This window comes from Amycolatopsis acidicola (assembly GCF_007713735.2).
GTDB lineage: Bacteria > Actinomycetota > Actinomycetes > Mycobacteriales > Pseudonocardiaceae > Amycolatopsis_E > Amycolatopsis_E acidicola.
The window spans coordinates 25,713-45,450 of the sequence record NZ_VMNW02000078.1; the positions used below are offsets into that span (position 1 = coordinate 25,713).

Below are 19,738 nucleotides of genomic sequence, written 5' to 3' on the forward strand. Positions count from 1 at the left end.
TGATGATGGGCCGATCCCCAGCTGTGCGCCACCCGGGGGGACGTTATTCCGCCGGATGCGCGTTTCACCTGCGACGCATTGTCACCGGCTTGCTAAAACGTCTATTTACCGTAACCGGCGCGGCGTAGTGCGTCGGCGAGCGCGCCACCACCGGTGTTCTGGGAGTCACGCCGGCCGCGGGATTGGCCCCCGCCCTTGCGCTGCCCCTGACCTTGGCCTTGGCGCTGCTGGCCCTGCCGCTCGCCGCCGCCCTGGCGCGCCGGCTTGCCGTCGGCGCCGACCTCGTCGTCGAGGCGCAGCGTCAGGGAAATGCGCTTGCGCGGAATGTCCACGTCGAGCACCTTCACCTTGACGATGTCGCCCGGTTTCGCGACGTCGCGCGGATCCTTGACGAAGTTCTTCGACATCGCCGAAACGTGCACCAGACCGTCCTGGTGCACCCCGATGTCGACGAACGCGCCGAACGCCGCCACGTTCGTCACCACGCCCTCCAGCCGCATCCCCGGTTTGAGGTCCCCGAGCTTCTCCACGCCCTCGGCGAAGGTGGCCGTCTTGAACGCCGGACGCGGGTCGCGGCCCGGCTTTTCCAGTTCGGACAGGATGTCGGTGACCGTGGGCAGACCGAACGTCTCGTCCACGAACTGTTCCGGACGGACGGACTTGAGCTCCCGCTCGTTGCCGATCAGCTCCGGCAGCTGTTTGCCGGTTGCCGTCAGGATCCGGCGCACCACCGGGTAGGACTCCGGGTGCACGCTGGAAAAGTCGAGCGGGTCGTCCCCGCCGCGGATGCGGAGGAAGCCCGCGCACTGCTCGAACGCCTTCGGGCCCAATCGGGGCACCTGCTTGAGCACCTCGCGCGACGCGAAGGGGCCGTTGGAGTCGCGATGGGACACGATGTTCTCGGCCAGGCTCGCCGTGATGCCGGAAACCCTGGTCAGCAGTGGGGCGGAAGCGGTGTTCACGTCCACGCCGACGGCGTTCACGCAGTCTTCGACCACCGCGTCCAGCGAACGGGAGAGCGAAACCTCGGAAATGTCGTGCTGGTACTGCCCGACACCGATGGATTTCGGATCGATCTTCACCAGCTCGGCCAGCGGGTCCTGCAGGCGCCGGGCGATGGAGACCGCGCCGCGCAGCGACACGTCCATGCCCGGCAGCTCCTGCGAGGCGAACGCCGACGCCGAGTACACCGAAGCGCCGGCCTCGGACACGATGGCCTTGGTGAGCTTGAGCTCCGGGTGCTTCTTGATCAGCTCGATGGCCAGTTTGTCGGTCTCGCGGGAGGCCGTGCCGTTGCCGATCGAGATCAGGTCGACCTGGTGCTCGGCGGCGAGCTTGGCGAGTTTCGCGATCGACTCGTCCCAGCGGTTGGCAGGCTGGTGCGGGTAGATCGTGTCGGTGGCGACGACCTTGCCGGTGGCGTCGACGACGGCCACCTTCACGCCGGTGCGGAAGCCCGGGTCGAGGCCCATCGTGGCGCGCGTGCCCGCCGGGGCGGCCAGCAGCAGGTCTCGCAGGTTCGCCGCGAACACCCGCACCGCGTCGTCCTCCGCCGCCTGGCGCAGCCGCAGCCGCAGGTCGATGCCGAGGTGCAGGAGGATCTTGGTGCGCCAGGCCCAGCGGACCGTGTCACCGAGCCACTTGTCGGCAGGCCTGCCTTCGTTCCGGATGCCGAACTGCTGCGCGATGCGCTGCTCGTAGCTGCTCGGGCCGGGCTCGTCGGTGGGCTCCTCCGGCTCGATCGTGAGGTCGAGGACCTCCTCCTTCTCGCCGCGGAACATCGCGAGCACGCGGTGTGACGGCATTTTCGTGAAGGGCTCGGCGAAGTCGAAGTAGTCCGAGAACTTGGCGCCCTCGGTCTCCTTGCCCGCGCGCACCTTCGACGAGAGACGGCCCTGCGCCCACATCTTCTCGCGCAGCTCACCGATCAGGTCCGCGTCCTCGCCGAAGCGCTCGACCAGGATGGCCCTGGCCCCGTCGAGCGCCGCCTGCGCGTCCGCCACGCCCTTCTCGGCGTCGACGAAGACCGCGGCCGCCGCCTGAGGATCCTTCGTCGGGTCGCTCAGCAGGCCGTCGGCCAGCGGCTCGAGGCCGGCCTCGCGCGCGATCTGGGCCTTGGTGCGGCGCTTGGGCTTGTACGGGAGGTAGATGTCCTCGAGGCGGGCCTTGGTGTCGGCCGCGCGGATCTGGTCCGCCAGCTCCTCGGTCAGCTTGCCCTGCGAGTCGATCGACTCGAGGATCGCGGCCCGGCGCTCGTCGAGTTCCCGCAGGTAGCGCAGCCTGTCCTCGAGCGTGCGCAGCTGCGCGTCGTCGAGCGTGCCGGTGACTTCCTTGCGGTAGCGCGCGATGAAGGGCACGGTCGATCCGCCGTCGAGCAACTCCACGGCGGCCTTGACCTGTCCCTCGCGCACGCCGAGCTCCTCGGCGATCCTGCGCTCGATCGACTGCACGACGCCTGTCACGTTCCTGATCCACTCCCTTGTCGAGGCCGGTCCGTTGCATTCTGCCTTCGGCACCGCCGCCGGTCGGTACAGGGTTGCCGAATCGGGTGCGTGAGTCCAGTAACCAAATGCCGTCGGGCTGCGACTCGTGAGTATCGACGTCGGTCACCCTTCCCGGTAGGTGCGTATGCAAGGCTCTGGTGCGGGGGAGCGGTGCGTGCGCGTGACGGTGCACTGCAGGCAGGTGCGCGTGGAGGCCGGTGACGGGCGGCAGGTTTCCCTTTCGTATCCCGGAATATTGCTGAGCGGATTCGAGGACGGGAAGGCGGTATGTGAGCGCTGGGTGCCGTTCGGCGCGGAGCCGACGGAGGAGGACGACGAGAGGCTCGTCGAGGCGCTCCACCAGGCGCTCCTCTGGCAGGAACACCAGAGCGAGTGCCCGATGTAGGGAACGGGCACGTGTGTGGGCCCGCCTCGGTCCATTGTGGTCAGAAGCGCCAGCGCGGGTTCGCCGCCAGGTTGAGCGCTTTCTGTTCCTCCGCGCCGGTGCAGAAGTAGACGGCGTCCGCCACCCACACGGTCAGCAACGGCGTGATGTGCGGGCGCCCGTCGGCTCGGAGGGTGGTGAGCCACGAAACCCCCGCCGCGCGCACCCGCTCGCGTGCCTCCTCCCACGGGGTCGCGACGGCGCCGTCGGAGCTGTAACGCTTGTCCAGTCTCGTTTCCATACCGGTGCGGACTCGGCGACGGTGCGGAACTCATCGGAGTGTGCCAAGCTCGGACCGGCTCGATGAGGAGGCGCTGTGGACGAGTACGTACGCGTCGGCACGGGCGGGCATGTGGTCCTCGCCCTGCACGGCTGGTTCGGATCGGCGAACGCGTGGGAGAACCTGACCCCGCACCTCGACGGGGATCAGTTCAGCTACGTCTTCTTCAACTGCCGCGGCTACGGCGCGCGCAGGAACGTGCCGGGTGAGTACACGATCGCCGAGGCCGCCGGTGACGTGCTGGCGCTGGCGGACGAGCTGGGCGCCGAACGCTTTTCGCTCGTCGGGCATTCGATGGGCGGCAGCATCATGCAATGGGTGTACGCCGACGCGCCCGAGCGGGTGCGTGCGCTCGTCGGCGTGTCGCCGGTGCCCGCCAGCGGTGTCCCGTTCGACGAGCAGACCTGGCAGCTGTTCGACAGCGCGGCCGAGGACTCCGCCAGCCGCAAGGCGATCATCGACTTCACCACCGGCGGCCGCCACCCCGACGCCTGGCTCGACGGGATGGTGCTGCATTCGGAGGAGAACTCCGACAAGAAGGCGTTCGCCGCGTACCTGCGCGCCTGGGCGAAGACCGACTTCCACGAGCGCATCGAGGGCGCCGAGGTGCCGGTGAAGGTGATCGTCGGGGAGAACGACCCGGCGCTGGGCGAGCAGGCGATGCTGGAGACTTTCGTCCGCTGGTACCCGAAACTCGACCTCGAGGTCATGCCGGACGCCGGGCACTACGCCGCGGACGAGGTGCCGGTCACGCTCGCCAACACGATCGAAGTGTTCCTGGACGAGCACTGATGCCCGGTGCGGACGTCTTCGATCCGCGCGTGTTCGCGCGGGGCCTGCCGCACGAGGAGTTCCGCCGCCTGCGTGACACCGAACCCGTTGCGTGGCAAGACGAACACGAGGTTCTCGGCTGGCCTGCCGGCCCGGGCTTCTGGGCGGTGACCCGGTACGCCGACGTCCGGCACGTGCTGCGCACCCCGGAGGTCTACTCCTCCTGGCTCGGCGCCACCCAGATCCGTGACCCCGAGCCTGCGGATCTCGCGTTCATCCGCCGGATGATCCTCAACATGGACGCGCCGGAGCACAATCGCTTGCGGCGCATAGTTTCCGCGGTCTTCACGCGCAGGCGGCTGGAGCAGTTCGCGGAGCAGATCGCGCGGCGGGCGGGCGGGCTGCTCGAAGCCGCGGGCGACCGGTGCGATCTGCCCGTACAGGTCACCGACGACTTCCCGCTGCTGAACCTCGCCGATCTGCTCGGGGTGCCGCCGGAGGACAGGCAACTGTTGCTGAAGTGGACGAACCGTGTGATCGGCTACCAGGACCCGGAGCACGCCGAGATCGTGCGCGACGAGCAGGGCAAACCGATCAACCCGCGGTCACCGGCGATGCTCAAGGACATGTTCGCCTACGCGCAACAGCTGGCGGAGCAGAAGCGCGCGCGGCCGGCCGACGACCTGATGACCGCGCTCGTGCGGGCCGAGGTGGACGGGCGCGCGCTCGACGACGCCGAGCTGGAGATGTTCTTCTTCCTCGTGGTGATCGCGGGCAACGACACGGTGCGCAGCGCGCTGCCCGGCGGCGTGCTGGCGCTGCTCGAACACCCCGCGGAATACCGGCGCCTGAAGGAAAATCCGGAGCTGCTGCCCAGCGCGGTGGAGGAAATGCTGCGCTGGCACCCGCCCGTGCTCACCTTCCGCCGCACGGCGAGCCGCGACACCGAGCTTTCCGGGCAGCGGATCCGCGCCGGGGACAAGGTCGTCGTCTACTTCGCGTCGGCGCATTTCGACGAGCGGGCCTTCCCCGATCCGTACCGCTTCGACCTCGCCAGGGAGCCCAACGATCACCTGGCTTTCGGTCAGGGGCCGCATCTGTGCCTCGGCGCCCACTTCGGACGCCTTCAGCTGCGGACGTTCTTCCGCGAGTTCCTCCGGCTGCCCGAAGCACGGCTCGACGGCGAAGTACGGCACCTCACCTCGAATTTCATCAACGGCGTCACGCATCTCCCGCTGCGCTGGTGAAAGCCCGGAGCTCCACTCCCGCTTCCACCAACGCGTCCCGCGCTCCGCGCGCGATCTCGACCGCGCCCGGGGTGTCGCCGTGCACGCACACCGACTCCGGCTCGACCTCGACCACGCTGCCGTCGATCGCGACCACGGTGCCCTCGGTGGCCATCCGCACGACGCGGCGCAGCACCTCGTCCGGATCGTGGATCACCGAACCCGGCTCCCGGCGGGAAACCAGCGTGCCCTCCGGGGTGTAAGCGCGGTCGGCGAACGCCTCGCGAACCGGGCGCAGGCCCGCGGATTCGGCCTGGCGCAACCATTCCGAGCCCGGCAGACCCAGCACCGGCAGGCTCGCGTCGTACGCTTTCACCGCTTCGACGACGGCCGCCGCCTGCTCGGCGTGGCGCACGATCGCGTTGTACAGCGCGCCGTGCGGCTTCACGTAGCTCACGCGGGTTCCGGCGATCCTGGCGAAGCCGTCGAGCGCCGCGATCTGGTAGATCACGTCGTTCACCAGCTCCGCGGGGTCGACGTCGATGAACCGGCGGCCGAAACCCGCCAGGTCCCGGTAGCCGACCTGCGCCCCGACCGCGACCCCGGCGTTCGCGGCCAGCCCGGTGACCTTCCGCAGCACGCTCGGGTCGCCGGCGTGGAAGCCGCAGGCGACGTTCGCGCTGGTCACGATGCCCAGCAGGGCGTCGTCGTGGGTCAGCGGCCAGATGCCGAAGCCCTCGCCGAGGTCACTGTTCAAATCGATCAACGCCACTCCCCATCTTCTTTACCGAACCCGAACAAAGCGCCGACGCTCCTCGAATCCTCGTACAGCACAGTCCCACATGTCCCGGCGTCGTGTCGGGCCGACGAGACGAGGAGTGACCTGATGCGCATCCCAGCACGCGCCGCGCTCGCCGCCTGCGGTGCCGCGGCCCTGCTCGCCGCCGGTGCCCCGGTGGCTTCGGCGGACACCACCACCTACGCGCCCATCACGCTGAGCCCGGAGGAGTCGCAGCACCTGTGCGCGGACGTGCTGCCGCGGCTGATCGACCGGAAGACCAAACTGGCCGACAAGATCAACGGTGGCGCCGACGTGCAGGGTTCGGTGGCGTGGCTGCGGGCGAAGGCGCAGGACCAGCGGGGGAAGGGGCACGCCAAGATCGCCGACCGGCTGGGCGCGCGGGCCGACCGGCGGGCGGGCCGGGTGGACGACCTGAAGTCGGTCGACCAGCGCCTGACCGACTTCAAGAACGCCCACTGCGTGGCGAAATGAGCCTGCGACGGGTGGCGGCGGCCGCACTGGCCGCGGCGGCGCTCGCGCTCTGCTGCACGGCCTGCGACGACCGGTCGAGCGCTCCGACGGGAGCCGACGAGCTGAGCCGGGTGCGGACTACGCTGGACGCGATCGATTCGGAGGTGGCGGGCGACGGCTCGCCGTGAGCCAGCCCGGAGTGCCGATGACCGCACCCGCAGGCCGCGGCCTCGTCCTCGTCGTCGAGGACGAAGCCGCGATCGCCGACCTCATCGTGCGCTATCTGAAGCGGGACGGCTTCGGCGCGCACGTCGAGTCCAGTGGCGAAGGGGCGCTGGCCGCGGTACGGCGGCTCCGCCCCGTCGCCGTGGTGCTCGACATCGGACTGTCCGGAATGGACGGTGTGGAGGTCTGCCGCACCATGCGTTCCGCGGGCGACTGGACCCCGGTGTTGTTCGTGACGGCCCGCGATGACGAGGTGGACAGGCTGGTCGGGCTGGAACTCGGCGCGGACGACTACGTCACCAAACCGTTCAGCCCGCGCGAGCTGGCCGCCAGGGTGCGGACGGTACTGCGCCGCGCCGCGGGGCCGCCCGCGGAGGTGCTCGCGATCGGGGCGGTGCGGGTCGACGTCGCGCAGCGGAAGGTGTGGGCATCCGGCACCGAGGTTTCGCTCACCTCCACGGAGTTCGACCTGCTGACGGAACTGGCGCGGCAGCCGGGCCGGGTGTTCGAGCGCGGGCAGTTACTGAGCGCGGTGTGGGGTTACGAGGCTTCGGCCGGGACACGGACGGTGGACGTGCACATCGCGCAGTTGCGGGCGAAACTCGGCGATTCCAGTCCTATTCGGACGGTCCGTGGCGTTGGCTATGCGGCGTCGTAGCTCCCTGGCCGCGCGGATCACCGCGGTCTGTCTCGCCGTCGCCGGGGTGGCAGTGCTGGTGGCGGGCGTCGTCGCCGCTTCGCTGGTCCGGCGCACGGGGGAGGACGTGCTGCAGCGGTCCTTGTCGGCACAGGCGGATGTGGTCGCGAGCCAGCTCGACGCGACCGGCCTCGGTTCGCGGGTTGGGTTGGCGAAAGTCGCGGATGTCCTTCGGGGGCAAGGGATTTCGGTGGTGACGGCCCGGCTGGCCAGTGACGGGGCGGCCTCGCGTGCGGCGCTGGAAGCCGGTCTGCAGCGGGCTGATGGCTCGGTGTCGGTGAAGCGGACCGTGGCGGGGCAGGAGTATCTGGTCGAGATCCGGGGCGCGGCGGGGACGGCGTTCGCGTTGGTGGAGCCGGTGCAGATGGCGCGTAACACGCAGCGGGTGTTCGTGCGGAACCTGTTGCTGGCGCTGGGGGCCGGTCTGCTCGTGGCGGCTGTGGCGGGGTTGGTGCTGGGGCGTCTGCTCGCGCGGCCGTTGCGCCGGACGGCGGGCGTCGCGGCGACGATGAGCCAGGGCCGCCGGGATCTTCGCGCGCCGGTCGAGGGGCCGGCCGAGGTGGCCGAGGTGGCGAACGCGGTCAACGAGTTGTCGGCGGCGTTGCAGCACAGCGAATCGCGGCAGCGGGAGTTCCTGCTGTCGGTCTCCCACGAGCTGCGCACGCCGTTGACGGCGGTGCGCGGGTTCGCCGAGTCCCTTGTGGACGGTGTGGTTCCGCCTGCGGAGGCGGGGGAGACGATCCAGCGTGAGTCGCTTCGACTGGAGCGGCTGGTGAACGACCTGCTCGATCTGGCCCGGCTGGGCGCGGACGAGTTCCGGCTGGACCTGGCTTCGATAGACCTCGGCGAGACGGTGCGTTCTGCCGCCGAAGTGTGGCGGGTGCGGTGTGAGCAGGCCGGGGTGCGGTTCTCGACGGAGCTTCCGGCCGGGCCGGTGCACGTCGTGGCCGATCCGCGACGTCTGCGTCAGGTGCTGGACATCCTGGCGGAGAACGCCCTGCGCGCCACGCCGGCCGGAGCGCCGATCGTGTTGTCCCTGAACGCTTCCGGCGTGCTCCAGGTGCGGGACGGCGGGCCCGGGCTGGCGCCGGAGGACTACGCGATGGCCTTCGAACGCGGCGCGCTGAACGCCAAGTACCGCGGCTCCCGGCCGGTGGGGTCCGGCGTCGGCTTGGCTCTCGCGCACGGATTGGTGACCCGGATGGGCGGGACGATCTCGGCAGGCCCCGCCCCGGAGGGCGGGGCCGCCTTCACGGTGAGCCTCGCTTCCTAGGACTCCCACGATGCGCGTTGGCCGCCCGCGCTGGCGTGTTGGCCGCTCGCTCGGGCGTGTTGGCTGTTTGCGCGGGTGTGTTGGTCGCCCGCGCTGGCGTGTTGGCCGTCCCCGTTGGCGAGTTGGCCGCTCGCGTTGGTGTGTTGGCTGCCCGCTCGGGCGTGTTGGCTGCCCGCGTTGGTGTGTTGGCTGCCCGCTCGCGCGTGTTGGCTGCCCGCTCGGGCGTGTTGGCTGCCCGCTCGGGCGTGTTGGTTGTTCGCTCGCGCGTCTTGGTTGTTCGCGCGGGCGTGTTGGCCGCCCCCGTTGGCGTGTTGGCCGCTCGGTCGGGTGTGTTGGTTGCTTGCGGGAGCATCGGGCGACGGTTCCGGTGCGGAAAGCCGGTCAGGGCTCCAGATCGCGCAGCAGGATTCGCAGGAGCCCGTCGAGCGTGCCGAGTTGCTTCTCGCTCAGCGCGGACAGCAGCTGGGTGACGTTGGCCGTGTGCGCGGTCATCGCGTCCTCCACGGTGGCGTAGCCCTTGTCGGTCAGCCGGACGCGGAAGCTGCGCCGGTCCTCGGGGTCGAGGGTGCGCTCGACGAGCCCTGCCGCCTCCAGCCGATCCAGCCGGTTGGTCATGCCGGCGCGGGTCAGCATCAGCGTCGCGGAAAGCTGTGACGGCCGCAGCGTGTACGGATCGCCGGAGCGCCGGAGTGACGCCAGGACGTCGAATTCGCCTTTCTGCAGGCCGAAAGTGGCGAAGACCGTTTCCTGCGCGGGTGCCAGGAGGAGCGTCAGCCTGCCGAGGCGGCCGGCGACGGCGATGGCATCGAGATCCAGGTCCGGACGTTCGCGTTGCCAGGCCTCGACCACGGCGTCGACGGCATCGGCGTGACCTTCTTGCGTCTTGCTCACGGGCTCCACTCTATTCGACGAGAGATAGTTTGACACCTTACTATCAGTCGTGTGACTATAAGGACATGAGCACACCAGAGCTGACCAGCCAGAAGGTTTCGCCGCTGGTGACACGGCGGAACGAAGCGGAAGTCCTGGGAACGGGCCCCAGCACGATCTCCCTGCTCGCCGACGTGCCGGCCACCGGAGGTTTCCTGAGCGCCACGCGCACGACCTTGGGCGAGGGGCAGGACGGGGCCTCGCCGCACTACCACCGCGTCTCGGCGGAGACGTTCTTCGTCGTCGGCGGTGTCCTGCAGGTGCTCCTCGGCGAGGAGATCGTCACGGCGCGGGAAGGCGACCTGCTGTTCGTGCCGCCGCGCACCGTGCACGCGTTCGGTGCGGCGCCGGGATCCGGGGCGGACGTGCTGATCGCGTTCACCCCCGGAGTCGAGCGGTTCGGGTACTTCCGGCTCCTCGACCGGGTCCGCAGGGGCGACGCCGCGCCGGACGATGTCCTCGCCGCGCAAGAACGCTATGACAACCATTTCGTCGACAGCATCGTCTGGCGGGAAGCCCGCCGGGCCGGCTCACTGGAGGCAAGACATGCGTAAGGTCATCAACTCCACCTATTCGACCCTCGACGGCTTCATCGACAACCCGCACGAGTGGTCGCTGCAGTACTCCGACGAGGAAGCACAGGCGTACGCCTTCGCGATGACCACGGCCGCCGACGCGCTCCTGCTCGGCCGCGTCACCTACGAAGGCATGGCGCAGGCTTGGCCGCAGATGGGCGGAAACCCGTATTCGGACCACGTCAACGGGATCACCAAGTACGTCGTCGCGTCGCAGCCGGTCGACACGTCGGCCTGGAACCCCACCGTCGTCATCCCCGGCGGCGATCTCGTCTCGCGGGTCGCCGCGCTCAAAGAACAGGAGGGCGGCGACATCCTGATCTGGGGCACCGGCGCCCTCACCGACGCGCTCGCCGCGGCCGGCCTGCTCGACGAGTACCGGATCTGGGTATGCCCGGTCATCAAAGGCCGCGGCGAGCCGCTCTTCCGCGAAGCCAGCGCCATGACACTGGCGCTACTCGACACGACGACGTTCGCCAGCGGCGCTGTCGTCCTCACCTACCGCCCCGCGACGGCCGGACAGCCTTAATCCTCCAGATCGCCCTCGGTTTTCAGGTACACCTCGCGCAGTTGCGCCAGCAGGTCCGGGTCCGGGTTCTCCCACAGGCCACGGTCGGCGGCCTCGTTGAGCCGCTCGATGATCCCGCGCAGCGCCCACGGGTTCGACTGCGAGAGGAAGTCCTGGTTCTGCTGGTCCAGCACGTAGGTCTCGGACAGTTTCTCGTACATCCAGTCGTCCACCACGCCGGCCGTGGCGTCGAAGCCGAACAGGTAGTCGACGGTGGCGGCGAGTTCGAAGGCGCCCTTGTACCCGTGCTTCCGCATGGCGGCCAGCCAGCGCGGATTCACCACCCTGGCACGGAAAACGCGCGCCGTCTCCTCGCCGAGGGAGCGGGTGCGCACCGAGTCCGGGCTCGTGGAGTCGCCGATGTACGACGCGGGCGCCTCACCGGTCAGCGAACGCGTGAAGGCGATCATGCCGCCGTGGTACTGGAAATAGTCGTCCGAGTCGGCGATGTCGTGCTCTCGGGTGTCGGTGTTCTTCGCCGCCACCACGATCCGCCGGTACGAGCTTTCCATGTCCTCGCGCGCGGACTTCCCGTCGAGGCCGCGGCCGTAGGCGTAACCGCCCCACGTCGCGTACACCTCGGCCAGGTCGGCGTCGTCGCGCCAGTTGCCGGAGTCCAGCAATGGCAGGATACCCGCGCCGTACGCGCCCGGCTTCGAGCCGAAAATCCTTGTCGTGGCACGGCGTTCGTCCCCGTGTGACGCCAGGTCCGCCCGCGTGTGGGCGCGCACGAAGTTCTCCGACTCCGGCTCGTCCAGCGCGGCGACCATCCGCACCGCGTCGTCCATCAGGTCGATCACGTGCGGGAACGCGTCGCGGAAGAACCCGCTGATCCGCACCGTGACGTCGATCCGGGGGCGGCCCAGCTCGGCGAGCGAGATCGGCTCCAGACCCGTCACCCGCCGCGACGCTTCGTCCCAGACCGGCTGAACCCCCAGCAGCGCAAGGACTTCCGCGGCGTCGTCACCGGACGTGCGCATGGCCGACGTGCCCCACACAGACAGGCCGACCGAACGCGGCCACTCGCCGGTGTCCTCCCGGTACCGCCGCAGCAGCGAGTCCGCCAGCGCCTGGCCCGTCTCCCACGCCAGCCTGCTGGGGATGGCCTTCGGGTCCACCGTGTAGAAGTTGCGGCCGGTCGGCAGCACGTTCACCAAGCCACGCAAGGGAGAACCACTCGGCCCCGCCGCGATGTACCCGCCGTCGAGCGCATGCAGCACCGCGTCGATCTCGCCCGTGGTGCCCGCCAGACGCGGCACGATCTCCGTCGCCGCGAAGCGCAGCACGCCCGCCACGGGCTCTTCGGCGGTGATCGCGTCGACGGACCAGTTCGCCGCTTCCAGCTGCTCGACCAGCTCACGCGCCGTCTGCTCGACAGTGTCCACTTCGGACAGTGGTGCGTCCTCCTTCAGCCCCAGCGCGGAACGCAGGCCCGGCACGGCGCCCGCCTTGCCGCCCCACATCTGCTGGGCGCGCAACATGGCCAGCACGAGGTTCACCCGCGCCTCACCCGTGGGCGCTTCGCCGAGGATGTGCAGCCCGTCGCGGATCTGCGCGTCCTTGACCTCGCACAGCCAGCCGTCGATGTGCAGCAGGAAGTCGTCGAACTCCGCGTCGTGCGGGCGTTCGCTGATGCCGAGGTCGTGGTCCAGCTTCGCGGCCTGGATGAGCGTCCAGATCTGGGCGCGGATCGCGGGCAGTTTCGCCGGGTCCATCGCCGCGATGTTCGCGTGCTCGTCCAGTAGCTGCTCCAGCCGGGCCAGATCGCCGTAGCTTTCGGCGCGGGCCATCGGCGGGATCAGGTGGTCGACGATCGTGGCGTGCGCACGCCGTTTCGCCTGCGCGCCCTCGCCGGGATCGTTGATCAGGAACGGGTAGATCAGCGGCAGATTGCCCAGCACCGCGTCCGGGGCGCAGGCCGCGGAGAGCCCGGCCGTCTTGCCCGGCAGCCATTCCAGCGAGCCGTGCTTGCCGAGGTGCACCACCGCGTGCGCGCCGAACTCCTCCTCCAGCCAGCGGTACGCGGCCAGGTAGTGATGGCTCGGCGGCAGGTCCGGGTTGTGGTAGATCGCCACCGGGTTCTCGCCGAACCCGCGTGGCGGCTGGATCATCAGCACCACGTTGCCCGCCTGCAGCGACGCCAGCACGATGTCGCCGTTGTCCACATACAGCTCGCCGGGCGGCGGGCCCCAGTGCTGCTCCATCTCGGCGCGCAGCTCCTCGGGCAGCTCCGCGAACCACTCGCGGTAACGGGCCGCCGGCACGCGGATCGGGTTGCCCGACAGCTGTTCCTCGGTGAGCCATTCCGGATCCTGCCCGCCCGCGGCGATCAGCGCGTGGATCAGCTCGTCCCCGTCACCGGATTCGATGCCGGGGAACGGTTCCGGGCCGAGGTCGTAGCCCTGCTCGATCATGCGGCGCACCAGTTTGACGGCCGACGCCGGGGTGTCAAGGCCGACGGCGTTGCCCACCCGCGAATGCTTGGTGGGGTACGCGGACAGCATCAGCGCGATCTTCCGCTCCGGCGGCGGGGTGTGGCGCAGTTTCGCATGCGACAGCGCGATCTTCGCGACGCGGCTCGCGCGCTCGGGGTCGGCCACGTAGTGCGGGAGGCCGTCGTCGTCGATCTCCTTGAAGGAGAACGGAACCGTGATCAGCCGCCCGTCGAACTCGGGCACCGCCATCTGGTTCCCGGCGTCCAAAGGGGACAGTCCCTCGTCGTTGGCCGCCCACGTCTCCCGGTCGCTCGTCAGGCACAGCGCCTGCAGGATCGGGATGTCGAGCGCCGCCATCTCCGCGACGTCCCAGGCTTCGTCGTCCCCGCCCGCGCCGGCTTCCGAAGGGCGGGTGCCGCCCGCGGCGAGCACCGTCACCAGCAGCGCGTCCGCCTTGCGCAGCTCCGCCATCATCTCCGGCTCACGCGAGCGCAGCGAGGCGCAGTAGATCGGCAGCGCCTGGCCGCCCGCGTCCTCGATCGCCCGCGACATCGCCTCGACGAACGCCGTGTTGCCCGACAAGTGGTGCGCGCGGTAGTAGAGGACCGCCACGACCGGCCCGTCGGTGCGGCGGGTTTCGCGCGGGAGCACGCCCCACAACGGCTGCTCCGCGGGCGGCTCGAAACCGTCACCGGTGAGCAGGAGCGTGTCGGACAGGAACCTGTGCAGCTGCTCGAGGTTCGCCGGGCCGCCCTGCGCCAGGTACGCGTGGGCCTCCGTGGCGATGCCCGCCGGAACGGTGGACAGCTCCATCAGCTCCGCGTCCGGCGTCTGCTCACCGCCGAGGACCACGACGTGTTTCCCGGTGGCACGCACGAGGTCCAGGCCCTCCTGCCAGGTGCGCGCCGACCCGAGGATGCGGACCACCACGATGTCCGCGCCCTCCAGCAGCCCGGGCAGCTCGGCAAGGTCGAGCCGGGCCGGGTTGGCCAGCCGGTACTCGGCCGTGCCCGCCCTGGCACTCAGCAGGTCGGTGTCCGAAGTGGACAGCAGCAGGATCACGCGGGGCCTCCTCTTTCTCGCCCCCTCACTTTCCGGGGGCGGGAGGCCCCGCGTCAAGCAGACCGCTCCCCGAGGCGCGGGAAGGGTTCAGTGGAGAAAATCACTTCCACGCCGACCTCGAAGTACTGCGCGATCTTCAGCGCCAGGTAGAGCGAGGGGCTGTACTCGCCGCGCTCGAGGTAGCCGATGGTCTGGTAGTGCACCCCGAGCGCGTCCGCGAGCTGCCGCCGCGAGATCCCGCGCTCGGCGCGCAGCATCGCGATGCGGTTGTGGATCGTCTCAGCGCTCATGCGGGACACCCGCACCCGGTCGGTCCTCCACGCGATCCCTCCTGCGTCACGCTCGCCGCGTGTGGTGCCTCGATCATCGTGGTGCCCGTTGCATAGCCTTTTCCATCCGCGCGGCCACACTGGAACCGGACTCGCGCCGGGCCATCCTACGCAGGATGACCGGCGCCAGTACGAGCCCCGCGACCGCCCACGCCAGCAGCACGCCCATCGTCTCGAAATGCCGCCAGGAGTGCGTCAGCTCCACCGCCGACAGGCTGTCCGGCAGCAACGCCGACCGCGTGCCGAGGCCCAGCCAGTAGATCGGGAACACCTGTCCCAGCCCCTGGAGCCAGGTGGGCAGCGCGGTGATCGGGTAGAACACGCCCGAGATGCCGATGATCGCCATCGTCGGCAGCATCACCACGCCCATGCTGCGCGGGCTGCTCAGCAGCGAGCCCACCACGGCGCCGATCGGCATGGTCGCGACCAGCCCCAGCACGAGCACCCACAGCAGGGTGAACCACGTGCCCGCGGTCAGCTCCAGCCCGTCGAACAGGAACACCCCGGGGATCAGCACGAGCGCGACCGCGATCAGCGTCATGCCGCTGACCTGCACGATCTTGCCGACGAGATAGCCGAGCATCCCGTTGGGCACGGCCTTGGCGCGCAGCAGCGTGCCGTCCTCGCGTTCGCTCGCCAGCTGGGTGGCGAGGTTGATCAGCCCGCCGAGCGCGATGTTCATGCCCAGCACCCCGGGCAGCGTCAGCGAGCTGAGCGAGAACCGCATGCCGGGCACGCTCGACCCGCGCATGAAGGTCATCACCACGATCAGCGCGACGGCCGGGAACACGTAGGCCCACACGTCCTGCGGGGTGGTCAGGGTGTGCCGCAGCTCGATCCGGCCTCTGGTCAACCCGGCGCGGCCCGCGCTCAGTACGGCGCTCATCGCGTCCCCTCCTCGAATTCCTTCACCAGCGCCATGTACGTGTCTTCGAGGCTGCCGCGGCGCACTTCGAGGTCCTCGATCGCGTCGCCGTACTGCAGGAACAGCTGGTGCACGAACCTCGTCGCCTCGTCGGTGGTGTGCACGAACCGCTGCCCGTCCCTGGTCCACTTGACCTCGGAACCGGTGGACATCCGGCGGGACAGCTCGTCGGCCGAACCGTCCGCGATGATCGAACCGCCGGCCAGGATCAGGATCCTGTCGGTCAACTTCTCGGCCTCGTCGAGGTCGTGCGTGGTGAGCAGGATGGTGGTCTCGTCGTCGTCGGCGAGCCGGTGCACCAGGTCGTGGAACTCGCGGCGCGCCTCGGGGTCGAAGCCCGCCGTCGGCTCGTCGAGGAACAGCAGCTCGGGTTTGCCGACGATGCCGATCGCCACGTCGAGCCGCCGCCGCTGCCCACCGGACAGGCTCATCACGCGCTTGCCCGCGTGCGGGGTGAGGCCGACGGTGTCGATCAGCTCGTCCACGTCCCACGGGCGGCGGATCCGGTCCGTGGAGTAGCCGGCGTAGAACGAGCCGAGGTGCGCGAGCAGCTCGCGCACCCGCCATTTCGCGTGGTCACGCCAGGACTGCAGCACCACGCCCAGCCGCGCCCGCCACGCTTCGGTACCGCGCGCCGGGTCGGTGCCGAGCACCCGGACCTCACCGGCCGAGCGCATCCGGAACCCCTCCAGGATTTCCACCGTGGTGGTCTTACCCGCGCCGTTCGGCCCGAGCAGCGCCACCACCTCCCCCTTGCGGGCGGTGAGGTGCACGCCTGTCAGCACGTCGTGACTGCCGTAGCGCATGCGCAGGTCACGCACGTCCAGCACCGGCCCGCTGCCTGTCGCGACCGGCCGCACCACCCCCGTGGCGCCGCTCAAGACTGTCATAGGAGTTCTCCCCATTATCAAGATCCTGCGATGTAATGTAGCAGGTGTGCTACATACCTTCCAAGTCCTGCTCTGGGGTCTCCGGAGAACAGGCGTTTACAGTGAGGGCATGTCCGAGGTCCCGGCGCGTGCTCGCCCCGATGCGTGCCCGGGCGTATTCGCGACACACGACGCCGCGGACGGCGCGCTGGCCAGGGTCCGGCTGCCCGGCGGGCGCGTGACTTCCGCGCAGCTGCGGGTGTTGGCGGACTGCGCCGAAGAGCTGGGCGACGGCTCGGCGCACCTGACTTCGCGGGGAAACGTCCAGCTGCGCGGGCTTTCGCGGGACACGGGCGAGCTGGTCGCGCGGTTGTCCGCGGCGGGTCTGCTGCCTGCGCCTTCGCACGAGCGCGTGCGGAACTTTCTCGCTTCGCCGTTGAGCGGTCTCGCCGGTGGGCTGGTGGATGTGCGGCCGTTGGTCGCTTCGCTGGACGCGGCGGTGTGCGCGCGGCCGGAGCTGGCCGCGTTGCCGGGCAGGTTCCTGTTCGCTTTGGACGACGGGCGTGGCGATGTCGCGGCCGAGGACGCCGACGTGTGCTGGCAGGCGACGGAAGACGGCGGTGTGCTGCTGCTCGCGGGCCAGGTGGTGGGGCCGGAGGCGGATCCCGTACCCGCGCTGGTGCGGGAAGCGTTGCGGTTCCTGGAAATCCGGGGCGACGCGTGGCGGATGCGGGAGCTTCCGCGTTTCGCCGGAGCGCCGCGGCAGCCGGCCAGGCCGGTGCGGGTGGGGGAGTTCGCGCGCGACGACGGTGGCCGGGGCTTGTGTATCGCGCCGCTGTTCGGCGAGTTGCCGTCCTCGGCGTTGCGGTTGCTGGCGGAGTCGCCGGAGGTGGTGGTGACGCCGTGGCGCACGGTGGTCGTGCCGGAGTTCCGGACGGAGCTGTCGGCGTTGTCGACGGACAGTCAGGTCAGCGCGTGCATCGGCAGGCCGGGTTGTGCGAAATCTCTCGCCGATGTGCGGGCCGATGCGCGGAAAGTGTCCGCACGGGCGCATTTCTCCGGTTGCGCACGGCGGTGCGGTAAACCGCGGGACGCGGCCGACGTGGTCGCCGAGAATGGCGGCTACCGCGTCGAAGGTGACTGGGTGCCCGCCGACCGGGTCGCGGAGTCGTTGGTACAGAAGGGAAAAGCGTGATCGACTACATTTCGGACGGTGCGGAGATCTACCGGCACTCGTTCGCCACGATCCGTGAGGAGGCCGATCTCGGGATCCTGCCCGAGGATCTGGAGCCGGTGGCGGTGCGGATGATCCACTCCTGCGGGATGGTCGATCTGGTCGAGGACCTCGCTTATTCGCTGGAGCTGGCCGAGTCGGCGCGCGCGGCGTTGAACGGCGGCGCTCCCGTGCTGTGTGACGCGCAGATGATCGCCAGCGGGATCACGCGGCGCCGGTTGCCCGCGGACAACGAGGTGCTGTGCACGCTGTCCGACCCGCAGGTGCCCGGGCTCGCGGAGCGCATGGGCACCACCCGTTCGGCCGCGGCGCTGGAACTGTGGCGGGATAAGCTCGCGGGGTCCGTGGTGGCGATCGGGAACGCGCCGACGGCGTTGTTCCGGCTGCTGGAAATGCTGGAGGAAGGTGCCGGGGTGCCTGCCGCGATCATCGGCGTGCCGGTGGGTTTCGTCGGCGCCGCGGAGTCCAAAGTGGAACTGGTGAAGCGGGCGCCCGCCCCTTACCTCGTGGTGCACGGGCGGCGCGGTGGCAGCGCGATGGCCGTGTCCGCGGTGAACGCGCTGGCGAGTGAGGTCGAATGAGCACCGGGAAACTCTGGGGTGTGGGATTGGGTCCTGGTGACCCGGAGCTGCTGACCGTCAAAGCGGCGCGGCTGATCAACGAGGCGCAGGTGATCGCGTACCACAGCGCCCGGCACGGCCGCAGCATCGCGCGCTCGGTGGCGGAGCGGTACCTGCGGGAGGGGCAGCTCGAGGAGGCGCTGGTCTACCCGGTCACCACCGAGACCACCGAACACCCCGGCGGGTACGAGGGCGCGATCGCGGAGTTTTACGAGCTGAGCGCCAAACGCCTCGCGGAGCACCTCGACGCGGGCCGCGATGTCGTTGTGCTGTGCGAAGGGGATCCGTTCTTCTACGGCTCTTACATGTATATGCACGAACGGTTGTGTGAGCGGTACGAAGCGGAAGCCGTGCCCGGCGTGACATCGGTGAGCGCGGCTTCGTCGGTGCTGGGGCGTCCCTTGGTGCAGCGGGACGAGGTGCTGACTGTCTTGCCTGGCACCTTGCCTGCGCCGGAGTTGGCGCGCAGGCTCGCGGACACGCAGGCCGCGGCGGTGCTGAAACTGGGGCGCACCTTCGGTTCCGTGCGCGAGGCGTTGTCGGAGGCGGGCAAACTCGACGAGGCGTTCTTCGTCGAGCGGGCCACCTGGGAGGCCCAGCGCGTCGAGTCGTTCGCGGAGGTCGACCCGGAGTCGGTGCCGTACTTCTCGCTCGCGCTCGTGCCCAGTCCTGCTTACGCGGCAAGGAAATCCGGCGTGGTCGAGGAACCTCTCGCGTCGGTGGCCACCGGGGAGATCGTGGTCGTCGGGCTGGGCCCGGCGGGTCCGGAGTGGCTGACGCCGGAGGCCGCGGCGGCGTTGGAGGAGGCCGAGCACATCGTCGGCTACGGCCCGTACGTCGCGAAGGTCCCGCAGCGCGCGGGGCAGCAGCGGCACGCGTCGGGCAACCGCGTCGAGGCGGAACGGGCCCGCGAAGCGCTGGAACTCGCCAAGGGCGGGGCGCGGGTCGCAGTGGTCTCCTCGGGCGACCCGGGTGTTTTCGCGATGGCCTCGGCGGTTCTGGAGCAGTCGGCTTCGTTGGAGGAACCGCTGTCCGTGCGCGTTGTGCCCGGTGTGACGGCTGCGCAGGCCGCGGCGTCTCGTGTCGGCGCGCCGTTGGGGCACGACTATTGTGTGCTCTCGTTGTCGGACCGGTTGAAGCCGTGGGAGATCATCGAACGTCGGCTGGACGCGGCCGGTGCCGCGGACCTGGCCCTGGCGATCTACAACCCGGCTTCGCGTTCGAGGACGACGCAATTGGCTCAGGCGCGGGAAGTCCTGCTACGGCACCGTTTGCCTGAGACGCCTGTGGTCGTGGCGCGGGACGTCGGTGGCCCAGAGGAGTCGGTGCACGTGACGACGCTAGGTGAGCTCGATCCGGCGACGGTCGACATGCGATGCCTGCTGATCGTCGGCTCGTCCCGGACCCAGGTGACGAATGGGCAGGTCTGGACGCCAAGGTCTTATTGAGTTTTTGGGTGCCCGGCAGGACCTTCGGCGCTGGCGCGCCTCACACCCGGCGCCCGGCAACGAAAGCCGCATAACCCGCCCCACACCCCAC

Annotated in this window: 20 protein-coding genes; 12 read left to right on the forward strand and 8 right to left on the reverse strand. The window is 69.9% G+C overall.

All coding sequences use genetic code 11. From position 1 onward, the window contains the following. Nucleotides 1–101: 101 nt before the first annotated feature. The gene (locus tag FPZ12_RS35020; protein ID WP_144757398.1) at nucleotides 102–2,462 is read right to left on the reverse strand and encodes a Tex family protein; all 2,361 of its coding nucleotides are present in this window, start codon (nucleotides 2,460–2,462) and stop codon (nucleotides 102–104) included. A 196-nt stretch (nucleotides 2,463–2,658) separates the two neighbouring features. On the opposite strand from FPZ12_RS35020, the gene FPZ12_RS35025 reads away from it, so the two are divergent. Then, nucleotides 2,659–2,889, forward strand: coding sequence for a hypothetical protein (locus FPZ12_RS35025; protein WP_243770199.1), 231 nt, complete (start codon nucleotides 2,659–2,661; stop codon nucleotides 2,887–2,889). A gap of 40 nt (nucleotides 2,890–2,929) precedes the next feature. Here the strand turns inward: FPZ12_RS35025 and FPZ12_RS35030 are convergent, their stop codons facing one another. Continuing rightward, a complete protein-coding gene (locus FPZ12_RS35030; protein ID WP_144757403.1) occupies nucleotides 2,930–3,169 on the reverse strand; it encodes a pyridoxamine 5'-phosphate oxidase family protein in 240 nt (79 codons plus the stop codon). Nucleotides 3,170–3,244: 75 nt separating this feature from the next. Here FPZ12_RS35030 and FPZ12_RS35035 point away from each other — a divergent pair, with 75 nt between their 5' ends. Together FPZ12_RS35035 and FPZ12_RS35040 are read left to right on the forward strand one after the other, a co-directional pair. Next, nucleotides 3,245–4,000 carry an alpha/beta fold hydrolase gene (locus FPZ12_RS35035; protein WP_144757405.1) on the forward strand — a complete coding sequence of 252 codons (756 nt, stop codon included), beginning with the start codon at nucleotides 3,245–3,247 and terminating at the stop codon, nucleotides 3,998–4,000. Continuing rightward, on the forward strand, nucleotides 4,000–5,226 hold the full coding sequence (locus FPZ12_RS35040; protein WP_144757407.1) for a cytochrome P450: 1,227 nt from the start codon (nucleotides 4,000–4,002) through the stop codon (nucleotides 5,224–5,226). Before FPZ12_RS35035 ends, FPZ12_RS35040 begins: the two co-directional genes overlap by 1 nt. Here the strand turns inward: FPZ12_RS35040 and FPZ12_RS35045 are convergent. Further along, entirely contained in the window at nucleotides 5,201–5,977 is a 777-nt protein-coding gene (locus tag FPZ12_RS35045; RefSeq protein WP_144757409.1) for a LamB/YcsF family protein, read from the reverse strand. The genes FPZ12_RS35040 and FPZ12_RS35045 overlap by 26 nt on opposite strands. Nucleotides 5,978–6,091: 114 nt before the next feature. On the opposite strand from FPZ12_RS35045, the gene FPZ12_RS35050 reads away from it, so the two are divergent. The 4 genes from FPZ12_RS35050 to FPZ12_RS35060 are packed head-to-tail and all read left to right on the forward strand — an operon-like array spanning nucleotide 6,092 to nucleotide 8,652. After that, nucleotides 6,092–6,478 carry a hypothetical protein gene (locus tag FPZ12_RS35050; RefSeq protein WP_144757411.1) on the forward strand — a complete coding sequence of 129 codons (387 nt, stop codon included), beginning with the start codon at nucleotides 6,092–6,094 and terminating at the stop codon, nucleotides 6,476–6,478. Continuing rightward, on the forward strand, nucleotides 6,475–6,645 hold the full coding sequence (locus FPZ12_RS45820; protein ID WP_166463008.1) for a hypothetical protein: 171 nt from the start codon (nucleotides 6,475–6,477) through the stop codon (nucleotides 6,643–6,645). The genes FPZ12_RS35050 and FPZ12_RS45820 overlap by 4 nt, the downstream gene beginning before the upstream one ends. 17 nt (nucleotides 6,646–6,662) lie before the next feature. After that, nucleotides 6,663–7,340 carry a response regulator gene (locus FPZ12_RS35055; protein ID WP_144757413.1) on the forward strand — a complete coding sequence of 226 codons (678 nt, stop codon included), beginning with the start codon at nucleotides 6,663–6,665 and terminating at the stop codon, nucleotides 7,338–7,340. Next, entirely contained in the window at nucleotides 7,327–8,652 is a 1,326-nt protein-coding gene (locus FPZ12_RS35060) for a HAMP domain-containing sensor histidine kinase (protein WP_144757415.1), read from the forward strand. Before FPZ12_RS35055 ends, FPZ12_RS35060 begins: the two co-directional genes overlap by 14 nt. A 381-nt stretch (nucleotides 8,653–9,033) precedes the next feature. Here FPZ12_RS35060 and FPZ12_RS35065 read toward each other — a convergent pair whose 3' ends face one another. After that, the gene (locus FPZ12_RS35065) at nucleotides 9,034–9,543 is read right to left on the reverse strand and encodes a MarR family winged helix-turn-helix transcriptional regulator (protein ID WP_144757417.1); all 510 of its coding nucleotides are present in this window, start codon (nucleotides 9,541–9,543) and stop codon (nucleotides 9,034–9,036) included. A 65-nt stretch (nucleotides 9,544–9,608) separates the two neighbouring features. On the opposite strand from FPZ12_RS35065, the gene FPZ12_RS35070 reads away from it, so the two are divergent. Then, nucleotides 9,609–10,136: a cupin domain-containing protein gene (locus FPZ12_RS35070; protein WP_144757420.1), complete on the forward strand. Its 528-nt coding sequence runs from the start codon at nucleotides 9,609–9,611 to the stop codon at nucleotides 10,134–10,136. Next, entirely contained in the window at nucleotides 10,129–10,686 is a 558-nt protein-coding gene (locus FPZ12_RS35075) for a dihydrofolate reductase family protein (protein WP_144757421.1), read from the forward strand. The genes FPZ12_RS35070 and FPZ12_RS35075 overlap by 8 nt, the downstream gene beginning before the upstream one ends. Here FPZ12_RS35075 and cobN read toward each other — a convergent pair. From cobN to FPZ12_RS35095, 4 genes are all read right to left on the reverse strand, one after another. Beyond that, a complete protein-coding gene (gene cobN / locus FPZ12_RS35080) occupies nucleotides 10,683–14,222 on the reverse strand; it encodes a cobaltochelatase subunit CobN (RefSeq protein WP_144757423.1) in 3,540 nt (1,179 codons plus the stop codon). The genes FPZ12_RS35075 and cobN overlap by 4 nt on opposite strands. Nucleotides 14,223–14,275: 53 nt before the next feature. Then, the gene (locus FPZ12_RS35085; RefSeq protein ID WP_144757425.1) at nucleotides 14,276–14,512 is read right to left on the reverse strand and encodes a helix-turn-helix transcriptional regulator; all 237 of its coding nucleotides are present in this window, start codon (nucleotides 14,510–14,512) and stop codon (nucleotides 14,276–14,278) included. Nucleotides 14,513–14,585: 73 nt separating this feature from the next. Next, nucleotides 14,586–15,437, reverse strand: coding sequence for an ABC transporter permease (locus tag FPZ12_RS35090; protein WP_144757427.1), 852 nt, complete (start codon nucleotides 15,435–15,437; stop codon nucleotides 14,586–14,588). After that, the gene (locus FPZ12_RS35095) at nucleotides 15,434–16,366 is read right to left on the reverse strand and encodes an ABC transporter ATP-binding protein (protein WP_144757430.1); all 933 of its coding nucleotides are present in this window, start codon (nucleotides 16,364–16,366) and stop codon (nucleotides 15,434–15,436) included. Before FPZ12_RS35095 ends, FPZ12_RS35090 begins: the two co-directional genes overlap by 4 nt. Before the next feature lie 109 nt (nucleotides 16,367–16,475). Here FPZ12_RS35095 and FPZ12_RS35100 point away from each other — a divergent pair, with 109 nt between their 5' ends. The 3 genes from FPZ12_RS35100 to FPZ12_RS35110 are packed head-to-tail and all read left to right on the forward strand — an operon-like array spanning nucleotide 16,476 to nucleotide 19,647. Then, nucleotides 16,476–17,540 (forward strand): nitrite/sulfite reductase, encoded by a 1,065-nt coding sequence (locus FPZ12_RS35100; protein WP_144757432.1) that lies wholly within the window; start codon nucleotides 16,476–16,478, stop codon nucleotides 17,538–17,540. Next, entirely contained in the window at nucleotides 17,537–18,160 is a 624-nt protein-coding gene (locus tag FPZ12_RS35105) for a precorrin-8X methylmutase (RefSeq protein WP_144757434.1), read from the forward strand. Before FPZ12_RS35100 ends, FPZ12_RS35105 begins: the two co-directional genes overlap by 4 nt. Continuing rightward, complete coding sequence (locus FPZ12_RS35110) at nucleotides 18,157–19,647, forward strand: precorrin-2 C(20)-methyltransferase (RefSeq protein ID WP_144757436.1); 1,491 nt, start codon at nucleotides 18,157–18,159, stop codon at nucleotides 19,645–19,647. The genes FPZ12_RS35105 and FPZ12_RS35110 overlap by 4 nt, the downstream gene beginning before the upstream one ends. Nucleotides 19,648–19,738: the final 91 nt, after the last annotated feature.

Excerpts from the sequence above, each read along its gene's own strand:
- FPZ12_RS35030 (WP_144757403.1), bottom strand. The coding sequence starts at position 3,169 with ATGGAAACGAGACTGGACAAGCGTTACAGCTCCGACGGCGCCGTCGCG.
- FPZ12_RS35040 (WP_144757407.1), top strand. The coding sequence starts at position 4,000 with ATGCCCGGTGCGGACGTCTTCGATCCGCGCGTGTTCGCGCGGGGCCTG.
- FPZ12_RS35050 (WP_144757411.1), top strand. The coding sequence starts at position 6,092 with ATGCGCATCCCAGCACGCGCCGCGCTCGCCGCCTGCGGTGCCGCGGCC.
- FPZ12_RS45820 (WP_166463008.1), top strand. The coding sequence starts at position 6,475 with ATGAGCCTGCGACGGGTGGCGGCGGCCGCACTGGCCGCGGCGGCGCTC.
- FPZ12_RS35055 (WP_144757413.1), top strand. The coding sequence starts at position 6,663 with ATGACCGCACCCGCAGGCCGCGGCCTCGTCCTCGTCGTCGAGGACGAA.
- FPZ12_RS35060 (WP_144757415.1), top strand. The coding sequence starts at position 7,327 with ATGCGGCGTCGTAGCTCCCTGGCCGCGCGGATCACCGCGGTCTGTCTC.
- FPZ12_RS35070 (WP_144757420.1), top strand. The coding sequence starts at position 9,609 with ATGAGCACACCAGAGCTGACCAGCCAGAAGGTTTCGCCGCTGGTGACA.
- FPZ12_RS35075 (WP_144757421.1), top strand. The coding sequence starts at position 10,129 with ATGCGTAAGGTCATCAACTCCACCTATTCGACCCTCGACGGCTTCATC.
- FPZ12_RS35085 (WP_144757425.1), bottom strand. The coding sequence starts at position 14,512 with ATGAGCGCTGAGACGATCCACAACCGCATCGCGATGCTGCGCGCCGAG.
- FPZ12_RS35090 (WP_144757427.1), bottom strand. The coding sequence starts at position 15,437 with ATGAGCGCCGTACTGAGCGCGGGCCGCGCCGGGTTGACCAGAGGCCGG.
- FPZ12_RS35095 (WP_144757430.1), bottom strand. The coding sequence starts at position 16,366 with ATGACAGTCTTGAGCGGCGCCACGGGGGTGGTGCGGCCGGTCGCGACA.
- FPZ12_RS35100 (WP_144757432.1), top strand. The coding sequence starts at position 16,476 with ATGTCCGAGGTCCCGGCGCGTGCTCGCCCCGATGCGTGCCCGGGCGTA.
- FPZ12_RS35110 (WP_144757436.1), top strand. The coding sequence starts at position 18,157 with ATGAGCACCGGGAAACTCTGGGGTGTGGGATTGGGTCCTGGTGACCCG.